Genomic DNA, 18151 nt, shown 5'->3' with positions numbered 1-18151 from the left:
TCCTGTAGCCCTATCGCCGCCGTTTTCGCTCCGGCGGCGCGACCACCGTCTTGCGGTAAAGGTGCCATGTCGCATGGCCGAGAATGGGGAAGATCACCGCAAGCCCGACGAGCAGCGGAATGGTGCCGAGCACCAGAAGCGCCGCCACCATCAACCCCCACAGCAGGATGGGCAGCGGGTTGGTCAGCATGACGCGCGCCGAGGTCGCGACGGCGGCATAGGCGCCGACATCCCTGTCGAGTAGCATGGGAAAGGCAACGGACGTCGCGCTGAGCACGACCAGAGCAAAGAGGAATCCCACGAAATTGCCGACGAGGAGCAATGTCCATCCCTGGCGCGTGGTCAGGACTTCGTAAATGAAACCGATCAGCGCATCCGGCGCCGTCGGCCCGTAAAGCCAAGAATAGAGCGCCTGCGCGGTGAAAATCCAGACGAGGAAGATGGCCATCAGCATCGCCCCGACTGCGAGGATCGAGGGAATGGCCGGCGACTTCACGACTTCGAACGCATACCGCCACGATGCATCCTCGCCCCGCTCGCGGCGCCTGCTGATCTCGTAGAGCCCGATCGCCGCCAGGGGCCCCAGAAGTGCGAAACCGGCAACGAGCGGAAAGATCAGCTGCAACGCGTTGCCCGTGGAAGCCCATGTAAGCAGGATCATTCCGATAACGGGATAGATCAGGCACAAGAAAACGTAGTGGGAGGGCCTGTCCCAGAAATCGGCCAGGCCGCTGCGCATGGCATCGAGGATATCGGAGACACCGATGCGGCGCACTTTCGGATGCGCGATCGTGCTCCCGGAACCGGTAAGTACGTGAAAACCCGCCATAACCATCCCTCCTGGACTTGGTCCGGTATGGTTGCGGCTCGCGATGGACAGAAGGTCACGCCGAACCGCAACCCTTGTCTGTTTCAAGATACCATGCTCGGCCGGTTTTGTCGCCGGTTTTTCCGGTCTTTGGGGGAAGCGCTGTCGCCTGTTTGCACCGCCAGGGTGTCGAAACAGGACGCTCCGCCTGCCGGGAGTTTTTCTTGATCGCCGGAACCGACGGGCGCGATCGGCGTTGCTTTCGCAAGCGACAGTGTTGCCCTTCTGTCGCCCGTATGCAGGCCGGCCTATCCCCCCTTCGGGCCGGCCTGTTGTCGTTACCGCGACGGCAGCGCCGGCAGCAATTCGCACAACAGAGGCGCGATCTTCTCGCCGCAGCGCACCGCGTTCGCCAGCACCGCCTCCACAGTATCGACCGCCTGATCCGGCCCGCCGGTAGCCTGGTTGGTGATGGCAGAGATACCGAGGACCGGCAGGCCCGCATGGGCTGCGGCGATCACTTCCATGACGGTGGACATGCCGACCGCATCCGCTCCCGAGCCGCGCAGGAAGCGACGTTCGGCCGAGGTCTCCAGCGACGGGCCCAGCACGCCGGCATAGATGCCGTGCCTGACGGGCACCTCCGCGCGGCCGGCGGCCTGGCTTGCCGATCGCAGAAGATCGGGATCATAGGCCCGCGACATGTCGGGAAAACGCAGACCGATGGCCTCATCATTCACGCTCACCAGCGGGTTGAGCCCGGTGAAGTTCAGGTGGTCCTCGATCAGCATTACCTCTCCCGCGCGATAGTCGGGGTTGAGGCCGCCAGCAGCGTTGGTGACGATCAGGGTCGTCGCGCCGAGACGCTTGAGCAGATAGACGGCGAGCGCGATGTCGCGCGGCGACCACCCCTCGTAAAGGTGCAGCCGGCCCTGCATGACGGCCACGCGCCGGCCATGAAGCATCCCGAAAATGAGCTCGCCCCTGTGGCCCGGCGCCGTGGAGACGGGAAAATCCGCGATCTCCGCATATGGGATCCGGACCGCGTCCTCGACCGCTTCGCCGATCTGCCCCAGGCCCGAGCCGAGCATGATGGCGATTTCGCAGTGCGCACCCACCCGGCTTTCGATCGAGGCATGGGCGCGTTCGAGGCGCGAAAGCTGACTTTCCCTCATGATCCGCCAGCCCCTTTTCAGGCAATGCTCTGAGCGATCTTCGGCGCGAGCCGCTCCACCGCCTCGATCGTCTCGTGAAGCCCGTGGCGCGTCAGGGCGCCGTCGCGCACCACCTGCTCGCCGCCGAGGAAGACATGGCGCACATCCGACTTCGCCGTGGAATAGACGAGATGCGTCACGGGATCGAACATCGGAACGGCGTGCGGGCGTTTCACGTCGATCAGGATCATGTCGGCGAACTTGCCCGGCTCCAGGCTGCCGATCCGGTCCGAGGCCGCAAGCGCCGCCGCCCCTGCCGACGTCATCATGGCAAGAGCCTGCCCGGTCGAGACCGCGTCCGCCCTGCCGGAAACGCCCTTGTGCAGGGTGGCGGCCAGCCGCAGCGCCAGCCACATGTCAAGATCGTTGCCGCTGATTGCCCCATCCGTGCCGAGCGCCACCCGTACACCCGCCGAAATCATCTCCGGCACGCGCGCAACACCGGAGGCGAGCTTCAGGTTCGACACCGGATTGTGTGAGACGGTGGCGCCGGTGCGCGCGAGGATCTCGATCTCCTCGTCGTCCAGATGGACGCAGTGGGCAAGCACCGTGCGCGCGTCGAGCAGTCCCAGATGGTCGAGGTGACGGATGACCGAGCGGCCATAGCGGCTGGTCACGTCCGCCTGCTCCGCCTTCGTCTCGGCTGCATGGGTGGTAAACAGGGCACCGTGGCGCTCGGCGATCTCCTTGGCGACCTGCAGATTTTCCGGGCCGACGGTATACGCCCCGTGCGGCAGAACCGCCGGCAGGACGTCCTCGGCATCGCCGAATTCCTCGAAGAAGCGCTCGGCCGCCGCGACCCGGCCCTTCAGGTCGTGGCCGGTCACCCCCGGCGGATCGAAGAAGATGCCGCCGGTCGAGACCCGCATGCCCACCCTGCGGGCTGCCTTCACCGTCTCGGCCGGGTACCAGAACATGTCCATCACCGTGGTGACGCCGGAAAGCAGGAGTTCGGAAAAGCCGAGCACCGTACCGAGATAGGTGGTCTCCGGGTTGAGGATCGCGCCCTCCGCCTTCCATACCGTCTGCAGCCAGGGCTCCAGCGGCAGGTCTTCGATGAGGCCGCGGAACAGGCTGTCGCCGCCATGGCAATGGGTGTTGATCAAACCGGGCATGAGGATGTGGCCCGCACCGTCGATCACATGCCTTGCATTGTCTGCCCGGGCCTCGAGCTCCGCCGTCGAGCCGAGATGCGTGATGCGGCCGCCGGCGACGGCCACGCCGCCGTCGGCAATCACGGTGCCAACATCGTCGCAGGTGACCACGGTTGCGTTGGTGATGACGAGATCCGTCATGGCGCCTCCTCCGGATGATCCGTTCACAGCGCCACAAAGCGGACCGGAATGTCAATTGCGCGATTGCCGGCGGGCGCGCGGCGGTCCCTGCCGCGCAGCCCGCCACGCGCCTCACACGCGGGAGACGAACCAGACGTTCATCGGGTCGTGCGGAAGCACGTTGCGCTCGACGGAACTGAAGCCCGCTTCCTTCAGCATGCCTTCGGCCGTCTCCCAGCCCCACATGGTGCCGAGCCCCAAGCCGCCCTGCCCCAGAGAGACGGGCGTGCAGTGGGCGCAGGAAACCGCATAGAGCATCGCTGCCATCGGGAAATCGGCGTTGTTCTCGAGCTTCGCCGAGCCGCCGATGTCCTGCATGAGATAGACCCCGCCGGGCCGCAACGCACCGTGGAGACCGCGGATCAGCGCTTGCGGGTCTTTCTGGTCGTGCACCGCATCGAAGCTGGTGATGAAGTCGAACCGCGCCTTCTCGTGGTAGCCGGTGAGATCGCGTTTCTCGAACCGGATATTGGCGAGGCCCTCCTCCTGCACCTTGCGGTTGGCGAATTCGATCGCATCAGCGCACAGGTCGTAGCCCAGGAAGCGGCTTGCCGGAAAGCGCCGCGCCATCTCGATCAGCGCCAGCCCGCGCCCGCAGCCGGCGTCGAGCACGTCGATACCGGCTTCCAGCCGCTCCACGATACCGTCCACCAAAGGCAGGACGGAATCGAAAAGCTGCGCGACGACCGTTTGGCCGCTGTCTTCCTCCATGAATTCATGGAAGCAAGGGAAATCACCATAGGCGAGCCCCTGCCCGGTTTCGAAGCAGGCGAGCAGCCGCTCCTGAATCTGTCCCATAAGCGCGACGGGCTGCGCGTAGACCGCGAGATTGCCGAGCGGGGCTCCTCGTGTCAGGCAGGCCGCGTGCTCGGGCGGGAACCGATAGGAATTGTCGGCGGGATCGTACCGGACGATTCCGCCCATAACCATCACCGCCAGCCACTCACGGATATAACGCTCGGAAAGCTGGGCGCGCCCCGCGATCGCGGCGCTAGTGGACGGCGGCATTTCCGCCAGCAGGTCGAACAGTCCCAGCCGGTGACCGATCGACATCATCACCGCCACCGCACCCGAATTGAGGATGCCGCCGACATTTTCAGCGAAGGCCTCCGCCGCCGCCATGTCCGCTTTCTCGATTTCCGCAGCCACACTCATTGCAACCTCCTCCTATTCACGATCTGACGTGGTGCTACCTTTCAAGCGATATCGGCTGAAGGTACGGAATGGACAGAAAAGTGGCTTTCATGCCATTGTCACGCATGCGAGTGGACAGCGCACCAGCCAGGATCAGCCTGCTTGCCCTGCCCGAGACCACGCCCGGCGCCCTCTACGGGCTGCACGAGATCTTCTCTTCGGTGGGGGTGGCATGGCACGAAATGACCGGCGAGGCGATCAGCGTCCGTCGGCTGGAAACGTCCATCGTGGCAAGAGACGCCGCGCCTTATCCCTCGCTCTTCGGCCCGCCCATTGCCCCGCAGGCACGCCTTTGCGACGCCGGCCAGGCGGATCTCGTCATCGTGACCGACCTTGCTCTAACATCCGACGGTTCGCCGCGCGGCCGGTGGGAGGAGGAAGCCGCTTGGATACGTCGTCAATTCGAGGGCGGCGCCGTCGTCTGCTCCGTCTGCACGGGCACGATCTTCCTGGCCGAATCCGGCCTGCTCGACGGCGTCGAGGCCACAACCCATTGGGCCGTGACGCACTTCTTCGATGAATACTACCCGGATGTGAAGCTGCATCCGGAGCGCATTCTTTGTCCGGCCGGTCCGGAGCACCGCATCGTCACCGGCGGCGGTGCCGGCTCATGGACGGACATGGCGCTTTACTTCGTCGCCCGTTTCTGCGGCGCCGCCGAGGCTGTTCGCATCGCCAAGATCTTCGTGCTGGGGGACCGCAGCGAGGGCCAGCTCCCTTTCGCCGCCATGACGCGGGTGCCACGCCGCGAGGACACGGTGATCAACCGGTGTCAGTCGTGGCTCGCCGACCATTATAGCGAGCCGAACCCGGTCGCCCGCATGGCGGCCCTTTCGGGATTGTCCGAGCGCACCTTCAAACGCCGCTTCAAGGCGGCGACGGGCTATGCGCCCATCGACTACGTGCAGGCCCTGCGTATCGAGGAAGCCAAGCAGATGCTGGAGACGACCGCCGAGCCGACGGACGTCATCGCCGGCGCCGTCGGCTACGAGGACCCCGCCTATTTCCGCCGCCTCTTCAAGCGGGCAACCGGCATCACCCCGGCCCGCTACCGCCAGCGCTACCGCTTCATCGGAATGGCGATGGGGGCAGCGGCGTAGGCTTTGCGGCGCACGTGGGCGCATGGGCAAGACGGAGAAGTCGGCACCCCATCGGAACGCCTTGAAACATTACGAATACCGCATCCTCAATAGGTCGTGCGCCCGCCCGACAGGTCGAAAACGGATGCGGTCGTGAAGCTGTTTTCCTTTGAAACCAGCCAGGCGACCATGGCAGCCGCTTCCTCCACTTCCAGAAACCGGCCGCGGGGAATGCGCACCAGCATATACTCGATGAACTCCTCGGTCAGCGTGTCGAGAATGCGCGTCTTGGCGGTGGCCGGGCTGATGGCGTTGACGGCGATGTCGTATTTGGCGAGCTCCTTGCCGAGCGATTTCGTCAGGCCGATGACGCCGGCCTTGGCGGCCGAATAGGCCGACAGGTTGGGATTGCCCTCCTTGCCGGCGACGGAGGAGATGTTGACGATGCGACCATAATTGCGCGCCTTCATCGACGGCACGACCACCTTGTTCACGTAGAAGGTGCCGTTGAGATTGATCTCGACGACACGGCGCCATTCCTCCGCGTCGTATTCGTCGAGCGGCGCGTTTCCGCCGGCCACGCCGGCCGAATTCACCAGGATCGAAACCGGCCCGACCTCGCGCTCCACCGCGGCATGGGCCTCTTCCAGGGCGGGCAGGTCGGTGATGTCGACCACCTTGCCCGATGCCGCGGAGCCTAGCGCTTCCACCGCCTGGCCGAGGAGGTCGGCGTTCATGTCCCAGAGGCTCACCTTCGCGCCGGAATCGGCCAGCCGCTTGGTAATGGCCAATCCGAGCCCCTGCGCGCCGCCCGTCACCACGGCAACCTGGCCCTCGAGATCGATCCTGTTCATCTCCTGCCCATCCTCCTGTGTTCCGATTCAGGCGGCGAGTTGAGCAGGTTTCAGGCGGCAATGTCCATGGGCAAGATGCCGGCCGCACGGCCGGAGTTCACATGGTCAGCTGCTTGGTGGAGGACTCGTAGACCACCTTTCCCGTCCCGGCTTCGATCCCCTCCAGGGTCACGTCATAGCCCCACAGATTGCGGATGTGGCGCAACGTGGTGTCCCGGGCCTCCTCCTGCAGCCGAATTCCGTTCCTGACCTGATGCTGCAGCTTCAGATGACGATCGCCCAGAAGATCGACATCGACGACCTGCACGTCCGGCTGGAGGACGCCGACATCATAGTTGCGGGCGAGCGCGGAGCGCACCTTCTCGTAGCCGCGCTCGTTATGGATCGCGGTGACCTCGCAATAGGGATCGCTCGACCTGTCGGCCAGGAGGAAGAGCCTGAAATCGCGGATGAGCGTCGGGCTCAGATATTGCAGGATGAAGGACTCGTCGCGGTGATTGGCCCAGGCATCGAGCAGCGTCTCGCGCCATTCTCCCTTGCCGGCGATGTCGGGGAACCAGTCGCGATCCTCCGCCGTCGGCTGTGTGGAGACCCGCTGAATGTCCCGCATCATCGCAAAGCCGAGGGCGTAAGGGTTGATGCCCGAGAAGCGCGGATCGTCGAAATCGGGCTGGAAGACCACGTTCGAGTGGCTTTGCAGGAATTCCAGCATGGTGCCTTCAGAGATCCGCCCCTCATCGTAGAGCTGGTTCATGACGGTGTAGTGAACGAAGGTGGCACACCCCTCGTTCATCACCTTCGTCTGGCGCTGCGGATAGAAATATTGCGCGATCACCCGCACGATCCGCAGGATCTCGCGCTGCCAGGGCTCCAGGATGAGGCTGTTCTTCTCCAGGAAGTAAAGCAGGTTTTCTTCCGGCAGGTTGAGCGAACGCTTGCGTTCCAGGTACTCTTGCTCGCGCGCGTCCGAGCGCCCTCCGGACTTGGCCTTCGGCAGCGTGCGCCACAGGTCGCTGTAGGTCTGCTCCTCGTATTCCAGCCGCTCGCGCACCCGCTCACGCTCCTTCTCCGAGGAAAGCCGCGGCGCTCGCCGGTAGCGGAAAACACCCTGGTCCATCAGCGCATGGGCGGAATCCAGAATGTTCTCCACGGCGGCGAGGCCGTAGCGCTCCTCGCAGCGCGCGATGTATTTCTTGGCGAAATCCATATAGCTGAGAATGGCGCTCGCATCGGTCCAGCGCTGGAAGAGATAGTTGTTCTTGAAGAAGTGGTTGTGACCGAAGGCGGCGTGAGCCGTCACCAGGGCCTGCATCGTCATGGTGTTTTCTTCCATGAGATAGGTGATGCAGGGGTTCGAGTTGATGACCAATTCGTAGGCCAGCCCCCGCTGTCCCTTGCGGTAGAGGTGCTCCTCGAACACGAAGCGCTTGCCGAAGGACCAGTGCTGATACATCAGCGGCATGCCGATCGAGGAATAGGCGTCGAGCATCTGCTCCGACGAGATGATCTCGAGCTGGTTCGGATAGATGTCGAGCCCCAGGTCTCCGACCGCGATCTCCTCGATCGCGTCGTAGACGCGCGACAGCGTTTCGAAGTTCCAGTCGGAACCCTCGAACAGCAGACCCGCTCGTTTCGCCCCTTTTTTCACACCCATCGACGCCTACCTGCGCATCTGGACAATCGGCTGCTTGGCGAAAAGTTTGCGGAAGACCGGATAGATATCCGCCGGACGGGCGATGCGCGTTATCTGGAAATTCGGCCATTGCTCGGCCACCGTCCGGTAGGCCCGCCAGAGCGAGGTGCCGTTGTCGGTCGCCCCGAAGATCTCCGTCTCCCGCTCGTCAATGATCTCGACATAGGCGTAGTACTGGCTCAGTCGCATCACCTCCTCGTGCAGAAGCGAGGCGCAGCGTTCCGAGTCGCCGGCAATGTTGTCACCATCCGATGCCTGCGCGGCGTAGATGTTCCACTCGCGCGACGGGTAGCGCTCGCGGATGATGTGCAGCATCTCCTCGAGCGCGGTGGAGACCACCGTGCCGCCGCTCTGGGTGGAATAGAAGAAAGTCTCTTCATCCACCTCCCGCGCCTCGTGCGTATGGCGAATGAAGACGATGTCGATCCGCTCGTAACGGCGCTTCAGGAAAAGGTGCAGGAGCACGAAGAATCGCTTGGCGAGGTCCTTCTCCCGTTCGCCCATGGAACTTGAAACGTCCATCAGGCAGAACATCACCGCGCTCGCATTGGGCAGCGGCTGCGGCTCGAAACGGTTGAAGCGGATGTCGAGCGGATCGACGAAAGGGATTACCTTGCGGCGGCGCTCCAGAGTTTCGAGCTCCTGCCGGAGCGTCTCGAGACGCTCCCGATTTCCAGCGGGGTCCGCCTCCAGTCTGGCGACCTCCTCGGCAAGCGCCTCCACTTGCCTCCGGCTCGGCCGGCGCAGAGCCAAGCGGCGGCCATAGCTGTTGCGCATGGTGCGCCCGACATTGATGTTGTTGGGGGTGCCGGAAGTGGCGTAGCCGGCCCGGCGCGGCTTGTGTGCGATCGCTTCCTTCAGATTGAGCTTCACCATGTCGGGAAGCTCGAGATCCTCGAAAAAAAGGTCCAATACCTCCTCACGCGACAGGACGAAGCGGAAATCGTCTTCGGCTTCGCCGATGCCGGCATTCGAACCGCCCTCACCGGCGCCGCCACCGGGCTTCGGCAGCCGGTCGCCGGGCGAGAACTCCTTGTTGCCGGGCAACACGTGCTCGCGCTCGCCGCCCGTCCGGGCCTTCTGAAAAGACGGCTCGCTCGTGTCGCGGTCGGGCATGGGCACCGAATGCTTGGTGTCCACGTCCGCGATCTTGCCGGATTTGACCTGTTCCTTGATAACGCGCTTCAGTTCTTCGCGCGCCCGCTTCAGGAAGCGCCGCCGATTGCCGAGGCTCTTGTCCTTCGGGTTAAGGCGACGGTCGATGAAATTCGGCATCGGTCATCCTGCGCGCGCCCATCTCAGCCCGCCTTGTTCACGCGCATGTACCAGTCGACCAGCCGCCGGACCTGGCGTTCGGTGTAACCGCGCTCCACCATGCGCTGGACGAACTCGGCATGCTGCTTCTCTGTCTGCGAATCCTTCTTGGAGCCGAAGCTGATCACCGGCAGGAGATCCTCGACCTGGCCGAACATCCGCTTCTCGATAACCTCCCGCAGCTTCTCGTAGCTCGTCCAGGAGGGATTGCGCCCGTGGTTCCTGGCGCGTGCCCTCAGCGTGAACTTCACCACCTCGTTGCGGAAATCCTTCGGATTGGCGATGCCGGCCGGCTTTTCGATCTGCGACAGCTCGCTGTCGAGGATTTCCCGGTTGAGGATCTGCCCCGTGTCCGGATCCTTGAAGTCCTGGTCTTCCAGCCAGGCATCCGCATAAGCGATATAGCGGTCGAAAAGGTTCTGACCGTACTCGCTGTAGGATTCGAGATAGGCCTTCTGGATTTCATGGCCGATGAACTCCGCATAGCGCGGCGCGAGCTCCGACTTGATGAAATCGAGATAGGCGGTCTCCTGCTCCTTGGGGAACTGCTCCCGCTTGATGGCCTGCTCAATGATGTACATGAGGTGCACCGGGTCGGCGGCCACTTCCTTCGTGTCGTAGTTGAAGGTCTCCGACAGCACCTTGAAGGCAAAGCGCGTGCTCACACCGGTCATGCCCTCGTCGACGCCGGCGGTATCCCGGTATTCCTGCACCGACTTCGCCTTGGGATCGATATCCTTCAGGTTTTCGCCGTCATAAACCCGCATCTTCGTGTAAAGTGGCGAGTTCTCATGCTCGTGCAGCCGGGTGGACACGGTGAAGCGGCTCAGGATCTCCAGCACCTCCGGTGCGCAGGGATTGCTGACGAGTTCGCTTTCGCGCAGGAGCTTTTCGTAGATCTGCTTCTCCTCCGTCACCCTCAGGCAGTAAGGCACCTTGACCACCAAGATGCGGTCGAGGAAGGCCTCGTTGTTCTTGTTGTTCTTGAACTGCAGCCACTCCGACTCGTTGGAGTGGGCCACCACGATGCCCTGATAGGGAAAGGCGCCGAAGTTCTCCGTTCCGTTGTAATTGCCTTCCTGGGTGGCCGTCAGAAGCGGATGCAGGACCTTGATCGGTGCCTTGAACATCTCAACGAATTCGAGCAGGCCTTGCGTCGTGCGGTTGAGCCCGCCGGAATAGGAATAGGCGTCCGGGTCGGCCTGGCTGAAATTTTCGAGCTGGCGGATATCGACCTTGCCCACCAGGGAGGAGACGTCCTGGTTGTTCTCGTCACCGGGCTCCGTTTTGGCGATGCCGATCTGGCGCAGCCGGGACGGTATCAGCTTGACGACGCTGAATTTGGAGATATCGCCGTCGACCTCATCGAGCCGCTTGGTGGCCCATGGCGAGATCAACCCGGTCAGCCGCCGCCTGGCGATGCCGTACTTGTCCTCCAGAAGCTCGGCCATACGGTCGGGATGAAACAGGCCCAGCGGCGACTCAAAGACCGGACTGATCTGCCCGTTCATGGCCAGCGTATAGATGGGCCGCTGCTCCATCAGCTTCTTCAGCCGCTCGGCAAGGGAAGACTTGCCCCCGCCGACGGGCCCCAGGAGGTAGAGGATCTGCTTGCGCTCCTCCAGCCCCTGCGCCGCATAGCGGAAGTACCCCACGATACGCTCGATCGTGTCCTCCATGCCGTAGAAATCGGCGAAGGCGGGATAAATCTTGATGGTCCGGTTGGCGAAAATGCGGCCAAGGCGTTCGTCCGCACTCGTATCGACGAGGGTCGGCTCTCCGATCGCGTCCACCATCCGCTCGGCGGCGGTGGCATACATGGACGGGTCGTCGCGACAGGCGAGAAGATACTCCTGCAGGCTCATCTCCTCGCGTGTGGTGCTCGTGTAAATCTCCGAAAAGAGATCGAAGACTTCAGATTCTCTCCTTTGCATCGTGCTCTCTCGTGACAGGGCGGGTTGAGGGCGTTTGCGTCGCGGCCTGTCGGCTCCTGTGTCGGTTGAACGGTTTCTCACCTGCAAAGGTTCCTCGCGGAACCCACACGACTCAACACATTCGGAAAGGTTACCGTAGTCCTGTCAACGTGGATAGGCCGTCGCACCGTACCCCGCGCACATTTGCACCCCGCATTTTCAAGACCGTCCGGTTCCTCGTTCCGACGTTCCTGGCGGTATCACTTCGCAGTTGGACAAGCGCGGCCCTATCGGCCCATCACCGTGCGCTGGCGGGTGGCTTCACCACCTGCGGGTCGGTGCGCCCATCCAGCTTGCTGACTGTCTTTCAGATGGGGATCATAGGAGGAGTGAGTCAAGCGCCAAGGGCGGCCGACCGGTACGCTTCGCACGGCCGTCCCCGATACGGTCGGCCGTGCGAAGGCAGACAAGAACCCAAGGGCCGGCTAGGGCATCATCTCCCTGATCTTGTAGGCGACCTCCGTGCGGTTGGTCGCGTTTAGCTTTTTCATGATGTTACGGATGTGGACCTTGACCGTGCTTTCGCAAAGCTGCAGTTCGTAAGCGATGATCTTGTTCGCTTTGCCGCGGCGCAGTGCTTCGGCAACCTCCGCTTCCCGCGCGGTCAAAAGATTGTCCAGGCCGCTGACCCGGTTGCTCCGCGCGTTGATCACGTCGCGCATGGCCAGGACCCCGCTGGCAGGCACGAAGACGCCGCCCGCGCGCGCCAGCAGAATGGCCTCGGCGGCCACACCGACGCCGACATTGCTAGGAATGTAGCCCCGTGCACCAGATTCCAGCGCCTTCAGAATCTGACCGAGATCGTCCGTATCGGCCACCACGATGACGGGGCTGGCCACGAACTCTTCCGACAGGCGCTGGATCTCACCGCTGACGGTCGGCTCCGTCACCCTTCTGCTCCCGGCGATGAAGAGCACCGCCGAGGGTTCGCGCAAATCATGACGCTCGCGCCATTCATCCGCCGAACCCACGGCGATGAATTCCATCGCCGGATTCTGTGTTGCGAGACTGCGGGAAAGACACTCTCTGTCGAGCGCACGCGGATCGATCAGCAGCACAAGATCCCGTTGGGCCTCCCCGCCGAGTCCACGTCCTGCTTCGTAACCCTTAATCTTCTGCAGCGTCCCCGTTATTTGCGGCGCCTGTCCAAAACCAGGCGTCTGCGTAATCGCGTTTGTCAACTCCACGACACAACTCCCCTGACAATTTATGCGGAGTCCCGAACTCCACATTTGTAGGCACATGGCCTCTCGGATACTTTTCCTGAACTTCCAGCAGTGTTGCCACTCATTTCTTGGTAGATAAACTTACCCCACCCCAAAGCATCGGTATGGTTCCGACTTGGGCAACTTGGATGATAGTATCTGCACAGTTGTGTACTACGCGCACTAACTTGGATTAATCTCTAGTCATTTTTTTACCAATTGATAAGAGATTAGGCAACTAAAGATTGTTTCTTCATACACATTACAATTTAAAATTGTTAACTCTAGCGGGCTCTCAATGCGAGGTATGACGCATCAAACTGAGCAAGTTGGACCAGTCCCTCGAAATCAGTGATTTCGACGACCCCGCCGCGAAATGACACGTATCCGGCTTCACGCAATTCCTTCAGAACGCGGTTGACGTGAACGGCTGTCAGGCCGAGTGCGTCAGCGAGGTCGGCCTGCGTCAGGGGACACGAAAAGCGCCGCACCCCGTCCTTCTCCCGGACATTGACGCGGTGTGCGAGTTCGACGAACAGATGCGCAGTGCGCTCCACCGCGCCGCGCCGGCCGATATTGACGAGATGCTCGGCCAGCCGCGCATAGCGCCGGGCCATTCCCTTGAGAACCGCCTCTGAAACAGGCTCAGGATAGCGCAGCAATGTTTTGTAGCTAGGGCCCGGCAATTCAATGATCGTCACGGGAGACAGTGCCGTGATGATCTCGCGCGCCCACTCGGTGGTGCCGATGGTCACGATATCGCCGGGGAGGGATAGGTCGAGCACCGTCCGCGCCCCGCTGGTCAGTGCCTTTCCGGAGGCCACCCAGCCGGAAACGATCAGGAGGATAGCCTGCCTGCTGTCGTCCCAATCGGCGATCGTCGCACCGGTTGCGTAGGTTCGCCGCTTGATCCTGCCGCCGAGGTCGTCTTTCGAACGCTCGGGGCGGGACGGCCCCCTATCGGCCGAGGCAATCGCATCAAGGGACTTCAGAATGTCTCCGAAAAACCCCACCATGCCTGAAGCATGCCCCTTCCCGCGGGCCGGCGACCTAGCCGACGCCAAGCCCGGATTTAGTCATTCATAACATGCATATTTTCCTCTAGGGATTTCTCCTAAGGTGGTAGCAGGGACCATTTCGAAGGGTTTTTGGCCTAACGAACGAACTTTTCAGGGAAAAACATGCTTAGAACATGGATCACATTGTCGTGATCCGTCTAAACGACGGCCGATCCACAAAGAGGAATCCGGCTTTCCCGCCTGATAGGCGCAGGAATGCTGCCGCACGCTCGAGGTGTCGTCACGCCGATCGCACCGCGCAAGTAGCTCTGCAGCCTCTCAAACGGAGTAGAGCGATCGTCTGCCTAGCCCGAGTTGGTAGCGCGCTAACACCATTCGTCTCTGGGTTTGCACAAAAATCTTAGCTGGTTCAAACGGATACGGCTTTATGATCCGCGCCGCCGGCGCTGAAAGGGGCCGGCGCGTCATGTGAGATTCCGAAGCAGGAAAATCGGCCGTTTCCTTCATGAGCCGCCGCACGGCACGCGGTTCGAAAAGCGAGCGGCGGCCGTCGGCATAGAAGAAGATGTGGCACGCCAGCAGTTCTCGAACGATGATCGGGCAGACCGAGATGCCGCGCATGCTGGCCCTGATCCAACGCTGCGCCGAAAGACTTACGCTCGATCTGTCGGATCTGCATGTGGTTGCGCCGGCCACGACGGGCTATCAGGCGGCGACGGCAACGCTGGCGCTTCTGGCCGGCGCAGCCAGCGTGACCGCCGTCACCCGTCCGTCGAACCGGTACCATTCCGCCGGCGAATCCGCGGACGTTACGGAGTCGCTCGCCGCGCTCGCCGGCGTGCACAACGAATTGCGGATCTGCGAGCGCATCGATCACCAGACCTGCAGCAGCGCCAACATTCTGATTAACTGTGATCCGGTACGCCCCATCACAAGATCCCTCATAGAACGCCTCCCCGACCGCGCCGTCATCGCCGTGGCAGGCGAGCCCTGGACGTTGCTGGCTGGCGACATCGACGTGAAGGCGAGCAGGGAACATCGGATCCCCGTATCCGCGGTCAACGAATCCCACCCGGACGTGGGCGGCACAGACTATCATCCAGCTTTGTGTATGAAGCTCTTCAGCGCCGCGCGCGTGGCGGTCCGCGACGCCAGGGTGGCACTGATCTGCGGCAATCCGCTGGCTGGCAACCTCGAACGGGGACTGCGCGCCGCGGGCGCCCGGATTGTCGTGTTCCCCCGTCCCGACATGGTGTTCGAACACGCCTGGAATGCCGTCGTGCTCGCCCAGCGGCCGACCACGGACATGCAGCTGGATATCCGAGATCTCGGCCACCTGGCCAAGGTCGCGCCCGACGCCGTCATCCTCCAATACTGGGGCGACATCGACCGCAAGGCGGCCCGCTATTTTGGCCTCGAGGTGTGGCCGCCACGAACGCCCGGCCGGGGCAGGCTGGGACTGCCCCTGGAAGTGCTGGGTCCCGAGCCGACGGTCCAGCTTGCCGCCAGCGCGCTGAAAGCGGCGGAACTCGTCCTGGCCGGCAAACCGCTGCATCCGGGTGGGCTGGCGCAGGTCCTCAATCCCAATGAATGGATCGAAAGCTGAATGCCCCGTGGCCGGCAGCGCAAGCGCTCCTGTGCGACCGGATGCGAAAGGGCTGGCACTGCGCACCGGCCCTCTCTCTCATCCGCCCCCTGGAGAAGGTCGGGCCCGGTCAATCCGCTCATTTTTCGGTCTCGATTCTGGTTTCGATTTCGAGGCGGTATCATGCGGGGGTTGTTTTCCAGAGTTCGGTGAGGGCGCGGCGGACGGTTCGGGTGCGGTCCCTGGCGAGGCGGCTGTCGGCGGCGGCGTCGATGTAGGCGAGGCGCAGCACCGAGGGCTCGGCTTCCAGGAGGTCGATGAGGGTGAGGAGCTGGCCGTGCCATTCGGGCTTGAGTTCCACCGTGCCGGGCAGGAAGGCGGCGTCGGAAAGGTCGAGCCGGACGACGCGGCCGATGGCGGCGCCGAAGTTGAGGCGCGAGGCCTTGCCGGCGGTCAGCCGCACCGTGCGCGGGTTCTCCGTCGTTAGCCGGTAGCCGGTGGGCAGCGTGCGCGGGTCGAGCTTCATGATGAAGGTGGAGCCGATGCGCTGATCGGGCAGGTCGGCGCAGGCGACGTGGAAGCGGCCGTGCTTGTCGGTGGTGATGCGCAGGCCCTTGACCGTCGTCACCCTGACCCCCGGCAGGCCCGGCTCGCCGGCGTCCTGGTAGCCGTTGCGGTTCAGATCGTCGAACACCTTGCCGATGAGGTCGCCGCAGTCGAACACCGGCTCGGGGACGATCTCGACCTCGGCCCGCGCCTCCTTCGAGAGGAGCCGGCCGTCGGCACCGACGACGCGCGCCCGGTTGACGTACTTGCCCGGCTGGGCAGCGCCCGACGGCATCAGCGACAGGGTGATGACCGTCTCCTGGTCGGTGATCGTCAGGCCGGTAAAGGAGAGCGTCCGGCCCTCGACCGCGGGCTCGACGGCGCGGCCGTCGAGGCGCGCCGTACCCTCCACATAGGAGAAGCCGGCCGGCATGATGTCGATCACCCTGCCGGTCACGGGATCGTCCGTGGTCGAGGCGACGGTGATGGTGTAGGGCACGCGCTCGCCGCGGCGTATCTCGGTCAGCGCCGCCACCTTGGTGATGGCGGCGCCGGGCAGCGACAGCCCGCCGGAGGTGCCGGGCGCCGGCTCCGAAGGCGGCGAGGTGATCTTCTCGCCGTCCGGCGTGGTGCCGGTGGCCGTGGCCGTGTTGGTGACGCCGTTCCTGACGCCGACGGCGTGGTCGATGTCGGCCTGGGTGAGCGTGTAGGCGGCGGTGAAGTCCTGCGTGTCCTTCGGCGCCAGGGTGACCGGCCCCGGCGTGAAGGCCGACAGGGTGCCGGTGCCGGGCTTGCCGTCGAAGCGCGGGCCCTCGTCGTGGGGCGCAACGTCGTGGAGCGTCACGTTGCCCGTGTTGGTGACGGTGACGGTGTAGAGGAGCCGGTCGCCGGGATCGGCCGCACCGTTGCCGTCGACGTCCTCGAACACGCCGCCCTTGACCGTCGACAGCGCCCCCTTGCGCGGCAGGTCCACCGCCACCGGGTCGTCGGGAATGTCGTCGCCGTTCAGGTCGACATCGGCGGCCTCGCCCGGATCGTCCGACAGGTCCTCGACCGTGCTGCCGTCGGGGGCGCCGCCGCCGGCGCGCACCTGCGCCAGCGCCAGGCCGGCGTCGATGTCGGCCTGGGTGAGCGTGTGGGTGGCGGAAAGGGTCGCCGTTTCGTCGGCGGGCAGGCTGGCGAGGGGGCTGCCGTCGACGGCGAGCGTCAGGATGCTGGCCGGCACGCCCGGATCGGGCGCGGCCACGCCGGCGACATCGACATTGGTGAGCGTCACATTGCCTTCGTTGTAGACGGTGACCGTGTAGGCGACCGTCTCGCCCGCCTCGGCAAGGCCGTCGTCGTCGGCGTCGTCGAAGGCGCCCGTCATCTCCAGCCGCACGGCAGGCTTCTGCTGGAACGCGATCACCGTCGGGCCGGTGCCGCCCTCGCCGTGCGAGTCGGCCATCACCGTCGTGCCGTCGGGGGCGGTGCCGTGCACCGTGGCGGTGTTCTCGAAATGCCCGCGGTCGATATCGGCGGGCGTGATCGTGTAGGTGGCGGTGAAGGTGGTTTCGTCGCGCTCCTGCGCTTCCAGGCTCGCCAGCGGCCCGCCCGAAACGTCCGCCTTGTCGTCGTCGATGGTGATGCCGGTGAGCGTCACATTGCCGGTGTTGGTGACGGTGAAGGCATAGGTGAGGGTCTCGCCGACATCGGCGTAGCCGTTGTCGTTGGTGTCCGCGAGTTCCACGGTCTTGACGAGGTCCAGCTCCGGCTGCTGGTCGAGCACCAGCCGCGTCGGGTCGTCGGGGTAATGGTCGCCGTCCTGATCCTGGTCGGTCGGGTCGGCCGGGTCGTCCGACAGCGCCGCGACCCGCGTGCCGCGCGGCGAGACGGCGGTGGCGGTGGCCTGGTTGACCACCTCCCCGGCGTCGATGTCGGCCTGGGTGACCGTGTAGCTGGCGCTGAAGGTGGTGCTGTCGGTCGCCCCCGGCGCCAGGCTGGCCAGCGGCCCGCCCTGGACGGTGGCCCTGTCGTCGCTGACGGTCAGGTTCGACAGCGTCACATTGCCCGTGTTCTCGATCGTGAAGGCGTAGTCGATCGTCTCGCCGACATCGGCAAAGCCGTCGCCGTCGCCGTTGAGCGTGGCTTCCTTGAGGAAGTCGGCGGCGATATCCTGCGCAAAGACCACCACCGTCGGATCGTCCGGCTCCCCGTCCCCTTCCGAATCCACATCCGCCGCCTCGTTCGGATCGTCCGAAAGATCGGTGAGCGTACCGCTGGAAGCCTGCGCATGCGCCGTCGCCTGGTTCTCCAGCCGGCCCGAATCAATGTCAGCCTGCGTCAGCGTGTAG

Annotated in this window: 14 protein-coding genes; 2 read left to right on the top strand and 12 right to left on the bottom strand. The window is 63.9% G+C overall.

What is annotated here, in order from left to right; genetic code table 11:
• Positions 1–10 precede the first annotated feature (10 nt).
• From SIN08_RS11375 to SIN08_RS11360, 4 genes are all read right to left on the bottom strand, one after another.
• Positions 11–829 carry a DUF2189 domain-containing protein gene (locus SIN08_RS11375; protein WP_322451694.1) on the bottom strand — a complete coding sequence of 273 codons (819 nt, stop codon included), beginning with the start codon at positions 827–829 and terminating at the stop codon, positions 11–13.
• Between the two features lie 317 nt (positions 830–1146).
• The gene (locus tag SIN08_RS11370; protein ID WP_322451693.1) at positions 1147–1983 is read right to left on the bottom strand and encodes a purine-nucleoside phosphorylase; all 837 of its coding nucleotides are present in this window, start codon (positions 1981–1983) and stop codon (positions 1147–1149) included.
• A gap of 17 nt (positions 1984–2000) precedes the next feature.
• The gene (locus tag SIN08_RS11365) at positions 2001–3317 is read right to left on the bottom strand and encodes an amidohydrolase (RefSeq protein WP_322451691.1); all 1317 of its coding nucleotides are present in this window, start codon (positions 3315–3317) and stop codon (positions 2001–2003) included.
• Between the two features lie 111 nt (positions 3318–3428).
• Entirely contained in the window at positions 3429–4511 is a 1083-nt protein-coding gene (locus SIN08_RS11360; protein ID WP_322451690.1) for a class I SAM-dependent methyltransferase, read from the bottom strand.
• Between the two features lie 68 nt (positions 4512–4579).
• Between SIN08_RS11360 and SIN08_RS11355 the strand changes: the two genes are divergently transcribed.
• Positions 4580–5650, top strand: a complete 1071-nt coding sequence (locus tag SIN08_RS11355) for a GlxA family transcriptional regulator (RefSeq protein WP_322451689.1) — start codon at positions 4580–4582, stop codon at positions 5648–5650.
• Positions 5651–5736: 86 nt separating this feature from the next.
• On the opposite strand, the gene SIN08_RS11350 is transcribed toward SIN08_RS11355, so the two are convergent.
• From SIN08_RS11350 to SIN08_RS11320, 7 genes are all read right to left on the bottom strand, one after another.
• Entirely contained in the window at positions 5737–6483 is a 747-nt protein-coding gene (locus SIN08_RS11350) for an SDR family NAD(P)-dependent oxidoreductase (protein WP_322451688.1), read from the bottom strand.
• A 97-nt stretch (positions 6484–6580) separates the two neighbouring features.
• Positions 6581–8131, bottom strand: coding sequence for a SpoVR family protein (locus SIN08_RS11345; RefSeq protein ID WP_322452144.1), 1551 nt, complete (start codon positions 8129–8131; stop codon positions 6581–6583).
• Between the two features lie 12 nt (positions 8132–8143).
• Positions 8144–9451 carry a YeaH/YhbH family protein gene (locus tag SIN08_RS11340; RefSeq protein WP_322451687.1) on the bottom strand — a complete coding sequence of 436 codons (1308 nt, stop codon included), beginning with the start codon at positions 9449–9451 and terminating at the stop codon, positions 8144–8146.
• 23 nt (positions 9452–9474) lie between these two features.
• Positions 9475–11424, bottom strand: a complete 1950-nt coding sequence (locus SIN08_RS11335) for a PrkA family serine protein kinase (RefSeq protein WP_322451686.1) — start codon at positions 11422–11424, stop codon at positions 9475–9477.
• 464 nt (positions 11425–11888) lie between these two features.
• Positions 11889–12650, bottom strand: coding sequence for a LuxR C-terminal-related transcriptional regulator (locus tag SIN08_RS11330; RefSeq protein ID WP_416208053.1), 762 nt, complete (start codon positions 12648–12650; stop codon positions 11889–11891).
• Between the two features lie 302 nt (positions 12651–12952).
• Positions 12953–13684: a Crp/Fnr family transcriptional regulator gene (locus SIN08_RS11325; RefSeq protein WP_322451685.1), complete on the bottom strand. Its 732-nt coding sequence runs from the start codon at positions 13682–13684 to the stop codon at positions 12953–12955.
• Positions 13685–14005: 321 nt separating this feature from the next.
• On the bottom strand, positions 14006–14308 hold the full coding sequence (locus SIN08_RS11320) for a hypothetical protein (RefSeq protein ID WP_322451684.1): 303 nt from the start codon (positions 14306–14308) through the stop codon (positions 14006–14008).
• Here SIN08_RS11320 and SIN08_RS11315 point away from each other — a divergent pair.
• The gene (locus SIN08_RS11315; protein WP_322451683.1) at positions 14298–15293 is read left to right on the top strand and encodes a hypothetical protein; all 996 of its coding nucleotides are present in this window, start codon (positions 14298–14300) and stop codon (positions 15291–15293) included. The two genes, SIN08_RS11320 and SIN08_RS11315, sit on opposite strands and share 11 nt — an antisense overlap.
• 160 nt (positions 15294–15453) lie before the next feature.
• On the opposite strand, the gene SIN08_RS11310 is transcribed toward SIN08_RS11315, so the two are convergent.
• On the bottom strand, positions 15454–18151 hold a 2698-nt coding region (locus SIN08_RS11310), incomplete at its 5' end, for a hypothetical protein (RefSeq protein ID WP_322451640.1).

The organism is Chelativorans sp. M5D2P16 (genome assembly GCF_034427935.1).
Classification (GTDB): Bacteria; Pseudomonadota; Alphaproteobacteria; order Rhizobiales; family Rhizobiaceae; genus Chelativorans.
The sequence above is the reverse complement of the archived record's forward strand: the minus strand, read 5'-3'. Positions and strand labels throughout refer to the sequence as shown.